The sequence below is a fragment of the uncultured Allobosea sp. genome (assembly GCF_945957345.1).
Lineage (GTDB): Bacteria > Pseudomonadota > Alphaproteobacteria > Rhizobiales > Beijerinckiaceae > Allobosea.
Window position 1 is genome coordinate 47443 of record NZ_CAMFKW010000013.1, and the last position, 14322, is coordinate 61764.

The 14322-nt window shown below is 68.0% G+C and carries 14 protein-coding genes; 5 read left to right on the forward strand and 9 right to left on the reverse strand.

Features of this window, described 5'->3' with window-relative positions:
• Window positions 1-247: 247 nt before the first annotated feature.
• Window positions 248-649 carry a DUF882 domain-containing protein gene (locus tag Q0Q36_RS08825; RefSeq protein ID WP_293797419.1) on the forward strand — a complete coding sequence of 134 codons (402 nt, stop codon included), beginning with the start codon at window positions 248-250 and terminating at the stop codon, window positions 647-649.
• 15 nt (window positions 650-664) lie between these two features.
• On the opposite strand, the gene Q0Q36_RS08830 is transcribed toward Q0Q36_RS08825, so the two are convergent.
• From Q0Q36_RS08830 to Q0Q36_RS08840, 3 genes are all read right to left on the reverse strand, one after another.
• Window positions 665-1186 (reverse strand): GNAT family N-acetyltransferase, encoded by a 522-nt coding sequence (locus Q0Q36_RS08830; protein WP_293797421.1) that lies wholly within the window; start codon window positions 1184-1186, stop codon window positions 665-667.
• A 30-nt stretch (window positions 1187-1216) separates the two neighbouring features.
• Window positions 1217-2200, reverse strand: a complete 984-nt coding sequence (locus tag Q0Q36_RS08835) for a threonine/serine dehydratase (protein WP_293797423.1) — start codon at window positions 2198-2200, stop codon at window positions 1217-1219.
• 94 nt (window positions 2201-2294) lie between these two features.
• On the reverse strand, window positions 2295-3551 hold the full coding sequence (locus Q0Q36_RS08840; RefSeq protein ID WP_293797425.1) for a peptide ABC transporter permease: 1257 nt from the start codon (window positions 3549-3551) through the stop codon (window positions 2295-2297).
• A 164-nt stretch (window positions 3552-3715) separates the two neighbouring features.
• Here Q0Q36_RS08840 and Q0Q36_RS08845 point away from each other — a divergent pair, with 164 nt between their 5' ends.
• Window positions 3716-4231: a DUF2478 domain-containing protein gene (locus Q0Q36_RS08845; protein WP_293797427.1), complete on the forward strand. Its 516-nt coding sequence runs from the start codon at window positions 3716-3718 to the stop codon at window positions 4229-4231.
• Between the two features lie 15 nt (window positions 4232-4246).
• Window positions 4247-4864, forward strand: coding sequence for a molybdenum cofactor guanylyltransferase MobA (gene mobA / locus Q0Q36_RS08850; protein ID WP_293797429.1), 618 nt, complete (start codon window positions 4247-4249; stop codon window positions 4862-4864).
• A 7-nt stretch (window positions 4865-4871) separates the two neighbouring features.
• Here the strand turns inward: mobA and Q0Q36_RS08855 are convergent, their stop codons facing one another.
• From Q0Q36_RS08855 to Q0Q36_RS08865, 3 genes are all read right to left on the reverse strand, one after another.
• Complete coding sequence (locus Q0Q36_RS08855; RefSeq protein ID WP_293797431.1) at window positions 4872-5273, reverse strand: SRPBCC family protein; 402 nt, start codon at window positions 5271-5273, stop codon at window positions 4872-4874.
• A gap of 75 nt (window positions 5274-5348) precedes the next feature.
• Window positions 5349-6464: an Mrp/NBP35 family ATP-binding protein gene (locus Q0Q36_RS08860; RefSeq protein ID WP_293797433.1), complete on the reverse strand. Its 1116-nt coding sequence runs from the start codon at window positions 6462-6464 to the stop codon at window positions 5349-5351.
• Window positions 6465-6497: 33 nt separating this feature from the next.
• Window positions 6498-6755, reverse strand: a complete 258-nt coding sequence (locus Q0Q36_RS08865) for a sulfurtransferase TusA family protein (protein WP_367187166.1) — start codon at window positions 6753-6755, stop codon at window positions 6498-6500.
• Between the two features lie 43 nt (window positions 6756-6798).
• Here Q0Q36_RS08865 and glp point away from each other — a divergent pair, with 43 nt between their 5' ends.
• Window positions 6799-8148: a gephyrin-like molybdotransferase Glp gene (gene glp / locus Q0Q36_RS08870; protein WP_367187167.1), complete on the forward strand. Its 1350-nt coding sequence runs from the start codon at window positions 6799-6801 to the stop codon at window positions 8146-8148.
• On the opposite strand, the gene Q0Q36_RS08875 is transcribed toward glp, so the two are convergent.
• The 3 genes from Q0Q36_RS08875 to Q0Q36_RS08885 all read right to left on the reverse strand — a co-directional run bounded on the left by Q0Q36_RS08875 (window position 8145) and on the right by Q0Q36_RS08885 (window position 13415).
• On the reverse strand, window positions 8145-8915 hold the full coding sequence (locus Q0Q36_RS08875) for a TIGR02186 family protein (RefSeq protein ID WP_293797435.1): 771 nt from the start codon (window positions 8913-8915) through the stop codon (window positions 8145-8147). The genes glp and Q0Q36_RS08875 overlap by 4 nt on opposite strands.
• The gene (locus Q0Q36_RS08880; protein ID WP_293797437.1) at window positions 8912-9841 is read right to left on the reverse strand and encodes a sulfite exporter TauE/SafE family protein; all 930 of its coding nucleotides are present in this window, start codon (window positions 9839-9841) and stop codon (window positions 8912-8914) included. The genes Q0Q36_RS08875 and Q0Q36_RS08880 overlap by 4 nt, the downstream gene beginning before the upstream one ends.
• A 199-nt stretch (window positions 9842-10040) precedes the next feature.
• The gene (locus tag Q0Q36_RS08885; protein ID WP_293797439.1) at window positions 10041-13415 is read right to left on the reverse strand and encodes a hypothetical protein; all 3375 of its coding nucleotides are present in this window, start codon (window positions 13413-13415) and stop codon (window positions 10041-10043) included.
• 379 nt (window positions 13416-13794) lie between these two features.
• Between Q0Q36_RS08885 and Q0Q36_RS08890 the strand changes: the two genes are divergently transcribed.
• Window positions 13795-14220: a MerR family DNA-binding transcriptional regulator gene (locus Q0Q36_RS08890; protein WP_293797441.1), complete on the forward strand. Its 426-nt coding sequence runs from the start codon at window positions 13795-13797 to the stop codon at window positions 14218-14220.
• The last annotated feature ends 102 nt before the right edge of the window (window positions 14221-14322 follow it).

Consider the following 14322-nt stretch of genomic DNA (forward strand, 5'->3'; position numbering starts at 1 on the left):
GGTTCCCGCCATCGCTCATCACTAGGTCATAAGCGGTGTGACCAAGGGCCATCAGCGATCAGGGTGGCGGTCATGAAATATCCTGGAAAACCTGTAGCCATGATTTGGCCTTGCTTGACGATTAGCGGAGGCGGCATCCACTCGGGCCATCGAGATTATCTGGCCTGATCTTTTCCGTTTCCCCTGACATGTTTGGTAGATGATGCGTCGCTTGTCGTTGCTTGCGTTTGTGTGCGGTTTCTTGCCTATGGCCGCCCTGGCTGATGTAACCCCCGAGAAAATCTCCTTTCAGCCGCAGGTCAAAGGACTGGGCTGCCTCAAGCCCGAGACGAAGGCGATGATTGCCGAACTCGTCGCCAAGATCGGCCCGATCCAGATCACTTCGACCTGCGGCGGCCGCCATGCCCGCCACTCGCAGCACTACAGCGGCAAGGCGATCGACTTCCGGCCGATGGCGACCTCGCCGCGCAAGGCGGCGGCGGCTGCCCGCTCGCTCGCCAGCGTCGGTGGCGTCGGTTCCTACTCGAACGGCCTGGTCCATGCCGATGTCGGCGTGCGCGAGGCTTCCTGGTACGGCTACAAGCGCAGCCGTTACGCTTCCGCGCATAAGCGTGGCCACTACGCCAGACTGGCGCGCAACAGCAACTGATCCGGCTTCGATGACCTAGCGACGCGCGGTAGTGAGCTTATGCCGATAGACCAGATCGTTCGGATCGGGCCTGTCGGCGACAAGGTCGCGAACCGCGCCGAGCCGTTCCGCCAGGGCAGCCGAGCTTGCGTTGTTCGGCGCGATATAGCTGACCAGCTCCCTCAGTCCCAGGGCTTGCGCGGCCCAGTCGCGCAAGGAGCGGGCGGCTTCGGTCGCGTAGCCCTGTCCTTCGTGGCCCTCGTAGAGCAGCCAGCCTAGCTCCTTCTCCGGAAAGAGCGGGCCATGGCTGATGCCGACCTGGCCGACGCAGGTGCCGTCCGCGCGTCGGTCGATAATCAGCGCACCATGACCGAACAGGTTCCAGCAAGCGATGTCGTGGCAGAACAGGCCCCAGGCCTGTCGCAGCGACAAAGGACCGCCGAGCCCAGCTGCACGCGGCGAGGCTAGGAAATCGGCATAGGCTGGGAAATCGGCCTCCGCCATGGGGCGCAGCACGAGGCGCTGCGTCTGCAGCGTCGGGATCGAGCGGTCGTTCATCGCCGGTTTCCGAATGCTGTCCGGGTCGGCTCAGACGCCGAAGCTCTTGCGCCAGCTCTCGATATCCTCGAGCGCGACATTCGAGCCGCAGAGCACGAGACAGATCCTCTCGTCGGGCCGAAAGCTGTCCTTGCGCGCCAAGGCCGCGGCGACGACGCAAGCCGCTGCCGGTTCCAGCAGCACCCTCCCGTTCTGGAGCACCCAGACGAGTTCGCGGACGGCTTCCGCGTCGGGCACCACGATGATGTCCTCGAGGAACTGCCGCGCCGCCGCCATGGTGCGTTCCGTCGCGAAGGGGGCGCCGAGCGTGCGCGCGATCGAAGTCGGGCGGATCGCGACCGGCTCGCCGGCGGCCAGCGCCTGCGTCATCGTCGTCGCACCTTCGGTCTCGACACCGTGCAAGCGCACGGCCGGATCGAGCCCTTTCAGGGCAGCGCCAACCCCGGCCGAAAAGCCGCCCCCGCCGACCGAGATGAAGACATGGTCGAGCCGCCCACCGGCATCGGCCGCCATTTCGAGGCCGAGCGTTCCGTGGCCGGCGATGATCGCCGGGTCGTCATAGGCGTGGATGGGGGTCATGCCCTGAGCGGCGTAGTCCTCGGCTTTGGCGAAGGCTGCGACGGAATCCTCGCAGAGCTCGACCTGCCCGCCGGCCTGCTCGGTCAACTGAATGTTCAGGGCCGGCGTCGCCTTCGGCATCAGTACCAGCGCCCGCGTGCCGACCGCGCGCGCAACGAGGGAAACGGCGATCGCATGGTTCCCGCCGGATACGGTGACGACGCCGCGCTTCAGCTCGGCTTCGCTCAGCCCCATCAGCTTGTTGTAGCAGCCGCGGACCTTGAAAGAGCCGCCGAGCTGCAGGCTCTCGACCTTCACCCAGGTCTCGACGCCGAGCCGCGCGGACAGTCCCGCGCTGTAATAGGTCGGCGTGCGGCGGACCTTGCCGGCGATGCGCGCCGCAGCGGCCTGGACATCGGCAAGGGTGACGTCGAATGCGGTGACGTCAAATGACATGGCGCTCTAATCCTCTACCGCGGCGATTCCGATCCGCGGCACGAGAGCGCGCGAGATGCCGACCCGTCAAGCGTCGGCATTCCGCGATCAGGCTCTAGGGAGCGGGCGGTTGGCCGGCCTTGGGGCGCGTATGGTTGGGCGCGCGCGTCGGCAGCGGCACGGCGGGCCGATCCGTCCTGTACTGGCCGCGGGCGATAGCGCCGAAGAGCAGCATCACGGCGGTCAGGGTCATCAACCACCAGGGCAGTAGCGGCGCGAAGCCGAAGACGCTGAGCGCGAAGGCCGTGGTGAAGGCGGCGACGCCGCCGGCGGCGAGCGCGCCGGTCATGCGCCCGGCGGCGCGGATCGCGAAATAGAGGCAGGCCGCACCGGCCGCAGCCCCGACCAGCCCGAGCTCGTACCAGGTCTCGAACAGCAGCGTTGCCGGGGCGGGTTGGGGCAGCATGCCGTTCATCTGGCCGCGCAGCACGGTATCGAGCCCATGCCCGGTGATCAGCTCGATCGGCGATTGCCGGATCACGTCGGCCCAGATCGAGAGCATCTGCGCGAAGTCGTCGGCACTGTCGGGCAGGATCGCGACGAGTGGTGCCATCAGGAAGGGCAGGACAGGGGCGAACAGCATCAGCCCGGCGACGATCGCGGCGATGATCTTTGCCGCACGCTCGGGATTGGCCGTGACCGCGCCGAAGGCGACGGCGCCGAAGATCATCGCGATCGTCTCGCCATCCTCGAAGCGGGTGAGCGCCAGCAGCGTCACGACAAGCGCCAGCCCGAGCGCGCTCAGGCCGCGCTCGCGCGAGAGCAGCCAGGCCAGCGCGGGCCAGGCCATGATCAGGATGATCGAGACGCCGCGTTCGACCGCGCCGGGCGGCGTCTCGGCATGGCGCAAAGCGGCGACGGCGATCAGCCCGAGCGCGAAGATGCCGGCGCTGCCGGTGCCGAGCGCGACGAGGTTGAGGTTAGAGGAGCGCATCCGTTCCGGCAGGGCGGAGAGCCCGACGAAGCCGAGCACGGCGGCGAGCATCAGGTTGCTGGCTTTCTCGACGGCCGCTGCCGGGTAGGGGCTCCAGACCAGCGACAGATAGGCCCAGGCGATCAGCCCGATCAGGATCAGGCCGGGGCGGCTCACGAGAAGCGCCCGCAGCGTCGCCGCGAATTTGCGGGGTTCTTCGACCAGGGTCGCGATGATCAGCAGGGCGATGCCGATCGGCACCAGAACGACAGCGGCCCGGCGCGACACTAGCGCGGCCAGCGGCAGGACGAGCGCCAGCGTGCCGAAGCCGATGCGCCGCAACAGCAGCGCGGCGTCGGTGGCCGGGTCGAGCGGGGCTTTGGCGTTGTTTCGGATCATGCGTTCCGGCGGGAGTCACGGGCCTCAGCTTGCCACCCTAGCGGGCGCAGACGCGGCCGACTGTAGGTGCGGCGCAACACTCGCGCCGCATCTCTGCGGCAGGATTGCAGGGGCGCGGCATCGCCGGCTCTGGTGAAAAGACTGCGTTCGTGAGAAAAATCGGCATGACCATGCTGGCAGCCATCCCCTTTACGAGCGGCTTCGCGATCGATGCCTTCATGCACGGACTTGTCGACCGGCTGAAGCGGCGAGGCCTGCGTCTCGGCGGGGTGGTCCAGCATAACGACCCGGCCTGCGACGATCGCTGCATGGCGATGTCGCTGGAGGATGTCGCGAGCGGCCGGCGTTTCCCGATCAGCCAGGATCTCGGCGCCGGTGCTTCGGGCTGCCATCTCGATGCCGCCGGTCTTGCCGCCGCGGCCGCCGCCTTCTCCGATGCCCTGGCCGGATGCGCCGATCTTGTGATCGTCAACCGCTTCGGCAAGCAGGAGGCGATCGGCGAGGGGTTGCGCCAGGAGATCGCGGGTGCGCTGCTGGCGGGGCTGCCGTTGCTGATAGCCGTGCGCCGCGACTTCATGCCGGCTTGGCGCGAATTCGCAGGCGATGACTGGCTCGAATTGCCGCCGGACGAGGAAGCGGTGGAGCGCTGGGCGCTGGCCGTGACCGCCGTCGCCGCCTGAGGCTGATCGCGAAAGATGGCGCAGCTGCCGACCATCGGTCTGATCCTCGCTGGCGGCCTCGCAAGGCGCATGGGTGGCGGCGACAAGGCCTTGAAGCCGCTCACCGGCCGGTCGATTCTCGCCCATGTCATCGACCGCCTGCGTGGCCAGTGCAGCGATCTCCTGCTCAATGCCAATGGCGATCCCGCCCGCCTGTCCGCCTTCGGCCTGCCGGTCGTGGCAGATAGCGTGCCGGATTTCGCCGGCCCGCTCGCAGGCATCCTCGCCGGGCTCGACTGGATCGCCGATCACCGGCCGCAAACCGAGTGGTTGCTCAGCGTCGCCGCCGATACGCCCTTCATTCCAAATGATCTTGCCCTCCGCCTCCATCGGGCACGCGCTGTTGCCGGAACACAGCTCGCCTGCGCGGCTTCCGCTGGGCAGCAGCATCACGCCATTGGCCTCTGGTCGGTCGGGCTGCGCGAGGATTTGCGTCGGGCGCTGGCTGCGGGAGAGCGCAAGCTCGGCCGCTGGACGCAAACCCATGGCGTTGCCGTCGCCGAGTGGCTGTCCGAGCCGATCGATCCCTTCTTCAACGTCAACACCCCCGAGGACCTCGCCGAAGCGGAACGGCTGGCCGCCGATAGGGCCTGACCGGCACTTATCCTTCCAGCAGGGCCTTCAGTACTGCAAGGTCGCGGCTGACCATGGCCGCATCACGCGCCATTTCATCGTCGGACATGTCGTCGCGCTGGTACAGCGTGAAGACGAGTTCCGCTCCGTCACCATTGGCAACGACGCGCATCGGATTGTGCATGGCAGGGCCGTGTTCGGGAATGACGGCATGGTCGAGCACGCCATGGTTGTTGGGCTCGCTGAACAGGATGCGCATCGGCCCCATCGGTGTCTCGGCACGCCAGGTCATGCCTTCGACCTGCACGAAGCTATGGCCCAGGCCCTCGGCCCAGCGCGGAAAATTCGCGGGCTCGGCGAGGAAGGCATAGACCTCTTCCACCGGACGCTCGATGCCGATCCCGATATGACGGGCGCGATGGACGGGCATGGCTGTATCCTTCTCTATATAGAACAAAAGAAGAACAAAACCTTGGGCGTGTCAAGCAGCCGGTGCCTTGCCCCCTTATTCGATGACGATGCGCGGCGCTGCCCGTGTGGCGCCGCCGAGGCCGGCCTGAACCTGTCTGGCCAGGGCGATATAGGCCTTGGCATGAGCACCCGACGGATCGCTGGCGACGATCGGCCGGCCGCCGTCCGAAGTCTCGCGGATCGGCATGGCCAGCGGGATTTCGCCGAGGAACGGGATGCCGAGCCGCTCCGCTTCATGCCGGGCGCCGCCATGGGCGAAGATATCGGAGCGATGCCCGCAGGCGGGGCAGGTGAAATAGCTCATGTTCTCAATGAGGCCGAGGATCGGCACCGCGACCTTCCTGAACATCGCGACGCCGCGGCGCGCATCGAGCAGGGCGAGATCCTGCGGCGTCGAGACGATGACCGCCCCGGCGAGGGGTACCTGCTGCGCCATGGTGAGTTGCGCATCGCCGGTGCCGGGCGGCATGTCGACGACGAGCACATCGAGCTCGCCCCAGGCGACCTCGCGCAGCATCTGGGTGATCGCCGAGATCACCATTGGGCCGCGCCAGATCATCGGCGTCTCCTCGTCGACGAGGAAGCCGATCGACATGACCTTGAGCCCGTAGGCTTCCATCGGCGCCAGCGTCCGGCCCGAGACGATCTGCGGCTTGCCCTTGATGCCGAAGATCTTCGGCATGGACGGCCCGTAGATGTCGGAATCGAGCACGCCGACCTTGAGGCCGAGCGTCGAGAGCGCCACAGCGAGATTGGCCGCGGTCGTCGACTTGCCGACGCCGCCCTTGCCGCTGGCGACGGCGATGATCTGCTTCACGCCGGGCACGCCGGCCGGCTTTGGCGCAGCCCCCGGACCGGGGCGCTGTGCCTGCTGGCGCGCCTGCATTCCGGCCGAGGGGCCGGGCTTGTCGGCGGTCAGTCCGACGAGAACCTGCGTCACGCCGGGCAGGCCGCCGACGGCGCTTTCGGCCGCCTTGCGCACCGGCTCCATCGCGGCGGCCTCGGTCGCGTCGATGCCGATCGCGAAGATCACCTTGCCGCCATCGACGAGGATATCGCCGATGCGCCCGGAGCCGGCGAGCGACTGCCCGCTCGCCGGCAGCTTCACCAGTTCGAGCGCCCGCAGGACATCGGCTTGGGAGACGGTCACGTCGTTGGACTCCGTTGGTTGGTCCGTCGCGGCTCACGCCGCCTTGAGGATATGGAAGACGAGGGCGCCATCCGCATCCCCCAGCCGCTCGATGGTGTCGCCGGTTTCCCGCGTAAGGTTCGGCAGGTCGATCGCCGCCATCGGGTCGGTGCATTGCACGACGATAAGGCTGCCGGCCTGTGCGGCGATCAGAGCCTTGCGGACGCGCAGCACGGGAAGCGGGCATTTCAGGCCACGCAGGTCCAGCGCAATGATGTCCTTGGTCGCGCCTGTCGGGGCCATCGTCCTCATGCTGCTTCATAGGACGTCAGTTCGGGGGCGGGCAACCGCCGCCTTGCCGCAGGCGCTTGACCCCGCCTGCCACGGCGACGAAGAAGAAGCGATCGATCGGGAGGAAGCGGGCGGCGATGCGCTCAGGCAGCCGAAGCAGGCGAGCACCGTGACGGCGCGATTGGGCGGCGGCAGAACCGATTCCGATCTGGTCACGCTGGACGAGGCGGCCGCCGATGCCGTCTCGCGCGTGCATCCGGTTGCCGGGACGTTGGAACTGCCTCTTGGCGAAGCAGACGGCCATGTGCTGGCGCAAGCAGTGACCGCGCCGCGTGACCTGCCGCCTTTCGCCAACTCCGCGGTCGATGGATATGCCATCCGCTTCGCCGATCTTGCGACAGGCGCTTCGACCAGCTTGCCGATCCTTGGCCGGACGATGGCCGGGGAAGCTCCCGCAGTGCTGGGACAAGGCGCCTGGCGCATCTTCACCGGCGCGCCGGTCCCCGATGGTGCCGATACCATCGTGATGCAGGAAGACGTCGTCGGGGGCGCGGGGACGGTCACCTTGCCGGCTGGCATCAATCGCGGTGCCAATCTGAGGCTGGCCGGCGAGGATGTCGCGTGCGGGCAGCAGGTGCTGCCGGCCGGGCGGCGCCTGCGCCCACAGGATCTCGGCCTGCTGGCCGCGCTGGGATTGGCAGAGGTCATCGTGCGTCGCCGCCCGCGCGTCGCGCTGTTCTCGACCGGCGATGAGCTCACCGAACCCGGCCGGCCGCTCGGTCCGGGCGCGATCTACGACGCCAACCGGGCGATGCTGCGCGCCATGCTGCTGCGTGCCGGCGCGGAAGTCGTCGATCTCGGCATCCTCCGCGACGAAGCCAAGGACCTGGAACGCCGGCTGCGCGAGGCGGCGGCCGATTGCGATCTTGTCCTCACCTCTGGCGGCGTCTCGGTGGGCGAGGCCGATCACGTCAAGGATGCTGTGCTGGCCTGCGGCACGCTCGATCTCTGGCGGGTGGCGATCAAGCCGGGCAAGCCGATCGCGATCGGCAGCGTCTCCGGCACCCCTTTCATCGGGCTGCCCGGCAATCCGGTCGCGGTCTTCGTCGGCTTCGCCTTCGTCACGCGTCCGCTGCTTGCCCGGCTGGCGGGCGAAGCCTATGCCCCTCCGCAGGCCAGGCCGGTCAGGCTGGGCTTTGCCCATGCCAGGAAGCCGGGCCGCCGCGAGTTCCTGCGTGTGTCGCTGGAGCAGGACACCGACGGCATCGCGATCGCCCGCAGGCATCCCGGCGAAGGAGCAGGCTCGCTCGCTTCGTTGGCACAGTCCGATGGGCTCGTCGTGCTGGCCGAGGATGTTGCGCAGTTGGCGGCGGGCGATACCGCGCCCTTCCTGCCCTATGTCGAGCTGCTCTAGTCGCGCCGGAAGATCACGCTCGCACCCCAGCCGAGGAAAAGTGCCAGGAGGATCGTGGCGAGGCCGTAGAGAACGGCCCAGTCATAGGCCCCCGAGGCCAGTCGCTGTTCGATGCCGGTCTTGATCACCTCGAAATTGGTCTGCTGCCGCGCCAGCGGCACGCCGCCGGAATAGAGCACGATGTCGACGGTGTAGGAGCCGGTCGGGGCCGTTGCGGGGATGTCGACCGGTGAACTGAACATGGCGCTCGACAGGAAGGTGACGCCACGCTCCTCGTAGTCGTAGAGACCCTTGCCCTGCATGATCCGGACGAGGCTTTCGCGAAAGCGCCGCGCGCCGGGGTCGAGATCGACCCAGTCGCCCGACGGGCGCTCGGCATTGACGAGGCCGATCCGGTCGCGCCGCGCCGTCTCGTTGCTCATCATTTCCGCGATCGGCCGGTTGGTGGCGACATGCAGGAAGACCGGATTGTCGGCGAAGCGCCGCTGCGTCCGGTTGATCCAGATCGGGCCGAGCCGTTCCTTCTCGCGCACCAGCAGCATGCGCCGCGGCCCACGCACCGTGACGATGATGTCATAGGGATCGCCGCGCGCGACCGTCCGGCCGTCGCGTTCGACCAGCCCGAACACGGTGAGCTGGCTACCGGTATAGTTCGAGGTGATCTGGATCTGGTGGCTCGACATCGCCGCGATCAGCGTCTCGGCGCGGACGGCGCCTGCCGTGAGCCCGACCAAGACAGCAGCGAGTGTTGCGATAAGCCACCTCATCGCGCGCTCTCCGGCACGACGACCGAGAAGGGCTCGCTCGGTGGGATGAAGAGTTCGATGGCGAAGCGCAGGCCGACCGACAGGATCAGCAGCGCCAGCAGCAGGCGGAAGGATTCGACATTGAGGTTGCGCGCCGCGCGGCCGCCGAATTGCGCGCCGATCACGCCGCCAAGAAGCAGCAGGACGGCGAGCACGATGTCGACCGACTGGTTGGTCACGGCATGCAGAAGCGTGGCGCCTGTCATCGTCACCAGGATCTGGAACAGCGAGGTGCCGACGACGACGGCAGGCGGAATCCGGAAGAAATAGATCAGGCCGGGCACCAGGATGAAGCCGCCGCCGACGCCGAGCACGGCGCCAATGAAGCCGATGATCACCGCGAGCAGTGCGATGGGAACGACGCTGCAATAAAGGCCGGAGCGGTAGAAGCGCACACGAAACGGCAGGCCCATCCACCAGGGATGCATGCCGCCGCGCCGTTTCAGCCGCGCCGGCTTGCCGGCCCGGACGCGCAGCATGGCGCGCAGCGCGTCGTAGAGCATCAGTCCGCCGATGATCGAGAACAGCGTGACATAGGACAGCGTGATCACGAGCTCGAGCTGGCCGAGCCGTTTCATCGTGTTGAAGAACAACACGCCGAGGACCGTGCCGACAATGCCGCCGCTGACCAGCACGCCGCCGAGCTTGAGATCGAGCGCCTTGCGCCGAAGATAGGTGAGGACGCCGGTCATCGAGGACCCTGCGACCTGTGCTGCGACGGTCGCGACCGCCACCGCCGGCGGGATGTCGAGGAAGATCAGGAGCGGGGTCAGCAGGAAGCCGCCGCCGACGCCGAACAGGCCGGAGATGAAGCCCACCGCACCACTCAGGCCGAGAACCATCAGCACGCTGATCGGCAGCTCGGCGATCGGCAGGTAGATCTGCACGCTTACCCCTCGCAAGGCTGGCGCTTGGCCGATAGCCTGCGCCTGATGGGTCCCAGACTAGGCTGTCCGGGTTAAGACAAGGTCCTGAAAAGGCAGGTTCTTGAAATGGAAAGGCGGGCCGCTTCCGGCCCGCCCCTAGGAAACTATCGTTCTTCGTGCCGCGTCAACACGTCGAAAGCATGACGTTGCGCTACGCGGCTCAGATCCGGGACTGCTTGGCCGGTTTCGCAACCGCTGCGGTCGGCTGAGGATCCCAGCCCTTGGCTGGCGGCGTCACCTCGTTGGCGGTGGCGTCGAGCGTCTTGGGCTTCCAGCTTGCCGCGAGCGCCTTGGCCGCGGCCAGGTCTTCCGCTTTCAGGCGCTGGGCCACCTCGTCGCGCTTGCGGCCGGCATCCTCGTCGCCCTGGCTGGCGGCGACCGAGAACCAGACGAAGGACTGGGCGAGATCGGTCGGCGCGCCGAGGCCACGCCCGAGCAGCACGGCAAGATTGTACTGGCTGTCGCGGACGCCGAGCTCGGCTGCGCGGCGGAACCACTCGGTCGCCATGGCATAGTCCGGCTTGCCGGCGGCGCCCTCGGCATGGAGCACGGCGAGGTTGTGCATCGCCTTGGCATTGCCGCGCTCGGCGGCGCGCTGGTACCAGATCCGAGCGAGGCCGAGGTCCCGCTGCGTTCCGATGCCTTTCTCGAACATGTTGCCGACGCGGAATTGAGCCGGAGCCAGGCCTGCCACCGCGGCGCGCTCGAACAGGCGCAGCGCCAGCTTGGGATCGCGCTGGTTGGCCGGGCCGTCGGCGGCCTTGCTCGCGAGTTCGTAGACCGCGCGCGCATCGCCATCCTGCGCCGCCTTGCGCAGGCCAGCGCTGCCGAAGCCGGCCGGCAGGTCGCCGATGCCGGTCACGACTTGGGTTTGCTGTTCGGCTGGAGCAGCGGGCGCTGCCGCAGGCGCGGTTTCTGCCGCAGGCGGGAGGGTGGGAGCGGCCGCAGCGGTCACGGAACGCTCGGGCATGGCATTGGCATTGCCGGTGGCCGCCTGAGCGGAAGCATCCTGCGGGGTAGCGGGCAGCGCCGAGGACTGGTCCTTGGCGGGAGTCTGCGCAGGGGCCGTGGCCGGCGCTTCCGGCTGTGCGGCGGGCGGGGTGACCAGGCTGCGGGCTTCGTTGTTGGCGGTCTTGTTGCCGTCGCCGCGCAGCGAGTTCGTCACCAGATGCGCAGTGCCCATGGCGAGGATCAGCGCAGCGAGGCCGAGCAGCAGCGGGCGCTTGCGCTTCTCCAGGATCTCCTTGAGGCGGCCAGGGTTCTTGGCCGCTGGCTCCGCCGTGGGGGAGGGAGAGGCGGCGGCAGCCTCGCTGGCGGCCTTGGCGGAGCGGCGCGCAGCGGCGATCAGGCTCTGGCGGACCGATTGCGCATCCTGGCCAGTGCCAGCTGCGGCCTCGGGGCGCGGGCGCCCGGAGCCGGGCTCGAGCGGGATGTCGAAGGCGGTGCTCGCGGGCAGGGTCGGCTCGCTGCGCGCAGGCTCCTTGCCCGGCGCGGCGAAGCGGTCCTGCGCGGCAGCGCCGACGGACAGGCTCGCGCCATCGCGAGAGGGCACAGACTTGGCCCGGACCGCAGCATCGTCACCGCGCATCGCAGCTGCCAGGGTGCCGGCGGGCGGGCGGCGCTCGCCCTGCAATTCGGCTTCGAGGCTCGCGAGCCGCGACATGATCGTCTCGAGCGAGACATGTACGGCGCCGAGCGCGTCCCGCGTCTGGCTGTCGGAAGAGACGTGGTTGTCGCGCAGGCCGGTGACCAGGCTCGACAATTCGGCAATGCCCTTGCCGGAGACCGCGGTGTTGGCGGCCTGGACGAGAGCGGCGCGCTCGGCAGCCGTTTCCTCGCGCATCGAGCGCAGGTGGACGACGAGATCCTGCAGCGTGCGCTCCATGCCGTTCTCGGCCGAGCGCGTCGCGGAGGCCTCGTCGAGGCGACTGGCGATGCCGGAAATCTGCCGCTCCAGAGCATCGAAGGATTCGGCGTTCGCGCCGGGCGCGCCGGCCTCGTCGATCTTCTCGGCGAGATGGCGCAGCATCTGCTCGATCGGGTTGAGGTCGACTGCGGCCCCGCCCTCGCCGACCATGCGCGTCAGCTGGCTCGATGCCGCCAGGCTCTCGATCCGGCCGGAAAGTGCCTCGATCTGGCGCGTGACGGCGGACGGTCCCTGTTCGGCAAGCGTTTCGATATGCTGCTGCAGCATGTCGATGCGGCTGGCGAGATAGTCGCTCTGCCGCGTCGCATTGGCTTCGTCGAGCTTCTGGGAGACGACTTCGTCGAATTTCCGCGACAGGGCTTCGACCTGCGTGGCCAGCGATGCGAGCAGGCCCGCGCCAGGAAACTCTCCACGATGCGACAGAACCGCACCGCGCACGTCGTCGATCGCGTTCGCCAGGCTGCGCATCTCGCCCATATCGGGCTGGACCTCGCGCAGTCGACCGATCTCGAAGCCGAGCGTGGCGACCTGCTCGGAGAGGTTCTCCAGCTTGTGGTCCTGTCCACTGGCGCCCAGGAGATCCCTCAGCTCCGCGATATCGCGCCGCACGGGATCCAGATTGGTGACCTGGCCGCCGCGGGTTGCCAGTGCATCGACCTTGGCGGCCAGATGCGCGATCTCCAGCTGGAAGCGCTGGTAGCTTTCGCCGGCCCGGTCCTGCGACAGGCGCGACACTTCCGCCTCGATACGGGTCAGCGGCTTGAGCAGGGGCTCGAACTGGTCGCGGCGGTCGAACCGGTCCAGACGATCCGCCAGCATGCCGATCTTGGCTTCGATGGCGCTGGTATCGGCGGTTCGGAACGGGGCAGTCGGACGCTGCGTCTGGGCGGGCCGGCGGGTCTCATGGGAAAGCCGGGACCCGATCTCGCGCAGGTCCTCCCGCAGGGCAGAGATGCGCTCGGGCGCGACCGCGGGCTGCCGCGGGGCGACCGCCTCGTCCGTGTCGAGGAAGCGCTGGCGCGTGCGGATATCGGTGACGGCGGCGGCGAGGCCCTCGCGGCTGAAGGCGAGGCGGGGTGCCTGCTCCGCACGGGGCTGATGAGTCTCGAGGTTGCGGCGCTCGATTTCGGCGATGCGCTCGCCCATCGTCTTGATCGCGTCTGCGATGACGTTGGTCGCACGTTCCTGGCGCTCGGCGGAGCCGCGCTCGCTCGACGACAGGCGATCCTCGGTCTTCTCGATCCAGCGGGTGATCGAATCCAGCGCACCGGCGGTCCGGGCATTGGCTTCACGCGTCAGGCTTTCAAGCGCCGCAGCCTGGCTGACGAGGCCGTCGATCGCCTCGCGCGAGGGATTCGGGGCGGGGCGCCGCGGGGCGGTCTCCGTCTGGCCCTGGGAAAGGCGTGCCAGCCGCTCCGACAGAGCGGTGATGTCGAGCTGTTCCGGTGCCGGCGAGGCCGGCGGGGCAGGGGCCTCGTCGCTTTCGTCGCGAATCTTGTGGTCCAGCCATTCGCCCAGCGTCATGCCTGCCCGGCGGGCCGCCGACTTGGCCGCATCGCGTGTCCGGGGATCGACGCCCTTCACGCTCCAGGGCAAGCTATTGGCCATGATCTCGCTCGCCTAAGGGGAACCTTGTCAGCGGCAGGCGAGGCCCCCTGATGCCGTCGCCTTCCGCGCGAACCTTTGGCAGATCGTGAAATAACCGTTGTCGAAGCCACGACGCCGCTGCGCGTTCCCGACAATTGGCCGGCATGGTAAACAGCAGGTTAATAAGCCGGGCGCGGATCGTTAATTTTGTCCGAATGCCGTATGGGCAGCGCCTCGTTTGGGCCATGTAACGGTAACTTACCCCACTGCGGCGCCGTATTACCTGACGCAGCGAGAGCTCCTTCCCTATCACTACGGCACCGATCGAGGCCGCCATATGGGCCGGCGATTCGATCCAATCGCAAGGATTGCAGCTTTCATGTCACGCCAAAGCTTGGCTATGGCGGGTTCTCCGATTCATGAAACCCGCTCCGCAGACGCCGATCAGCCCGGCGATTTCACCATCAGCGATCTCGCCCGCGATTTCGGCGTGACGCTGCGCACGCTCCGCTTCTACGAGTCGCGGGGCCTTATCGCGCCGAGCCGTTCCGGCATGACGCGCATCTATTCGGCACGTGATCGCGCCCGTCTCGCCCTGATCCTCAAGGGCAAGCAGCTCGGTTTCACGCTCGTCGAAATCCGCGCGATGCTCGCCAACGAGGACAAGAAGGGTGGCAGCGGCGACGCGGCCGCTTCCGTCGGTGGTCTCCAGCTCAGTCGCGAGCAGATCGTCGAGCAGCTCGATCTGCTGCGCAGCCAGCGCGCGGAGATCGAAAGCGCGATCGCCGAGCTCGAAGCCTCGCTCTCCCGCCTCGGCAAGGCCTGAGCGGCGCGAACTCAAGGCTGTCATCCCGTGCGCGCAGCGGCATTCTATGCCGCTGCGCGCACGGGATGACAGCGACATCTCCATAAAGCCCCGGCTCCGCCG

What these genes read in the sequence shown, in the direction of transcription:
- Q0Q36_RS08825 (WP_293797419.1), top strand. Translation starts at nt 248, where the DNA reads ATGGCCGCCCTGGCTGATGTAACCCCCGAGAAAATCTCCTTTCAGCCG.
- Q0Q36_RS08830 (WP_293797421.1), bottom strand. Translation starts at nt 1,186, where the DNA reads ATGAACGACCGCTCGATCCCGACGCTGCAGACGCAGCGCCTCGTGCTG.
- Q0Q36_RS08835 (WP_293797423.1), bottom strand. Translation starts at nt 2,200, where the DNA reads ATGTCATTTGACGTCACCGCATTCGACGTCACCCTTGCCGATGTCCAG.
- Q0Q36_RS08840 (WP_293797425.1), bottom strand. Translation starts at nt 3,551, where the DNA reads ATGATCCGAAACAACGCCAAAGCCCCGCTCGACCCGGCCACCGACGCC.
- Q0Q36_RS08845 (WP_293797427.1), top strand. Translation starts at nt 3,716, where the DNA reads ATGACCATGCTGGCAGCCATCCCCTTTACGAGCGGCTTCGCGATCGAT.
- mobA (WP_293797429.1), top strand. Translation starts at nt 4,247, where the DNA reads ATGGCGCAGCTGCCGACCATCGGTCTGATCCTCGCTGGCGGCCTCGCA.
- Q0Q36_RS08855 (WP_293797431.1), bottom strand. Translation starts at nt 5,273, where the DNA reads ATGCCCGTCCATCGCGCCCGTCATATCGGGATCGGCATCGAGCGTCCG.
- Q0Q36_RS08865 (WP_367187166.1), bottom strand. Translation starts at nt 6,755, where the DNA reads ATGAGGACGATGGCCCCGACAGGCGCGACCAAGGACATCATTGCGCTG.
- Q0Q36_RS08875 (WP_293797435.1), bottom strand. Translation starts at nt 8,915, where the DNA reads ATGAGGTGGCTTATCGCAACACTCGCTGCTGTCTTGGTCGGGCTCACG.
- Q0Q36_RS08885 (WP_293797439.1), bottom strand. Translation starts at nt 13,415, where the DNA reads ATGGCCAATAGCTTGCCCTGGAGCGTGAAGGGCGTCGATCCCCGGACA.
- Q0Q36_RS08890 (WP_293797441.1), top strand. Translation starts at nt 13,795, where the DNA reads ATGGCGGGTTCTCCGATTCATGAAACCCGCTCCGCAGACGCCGATCAG.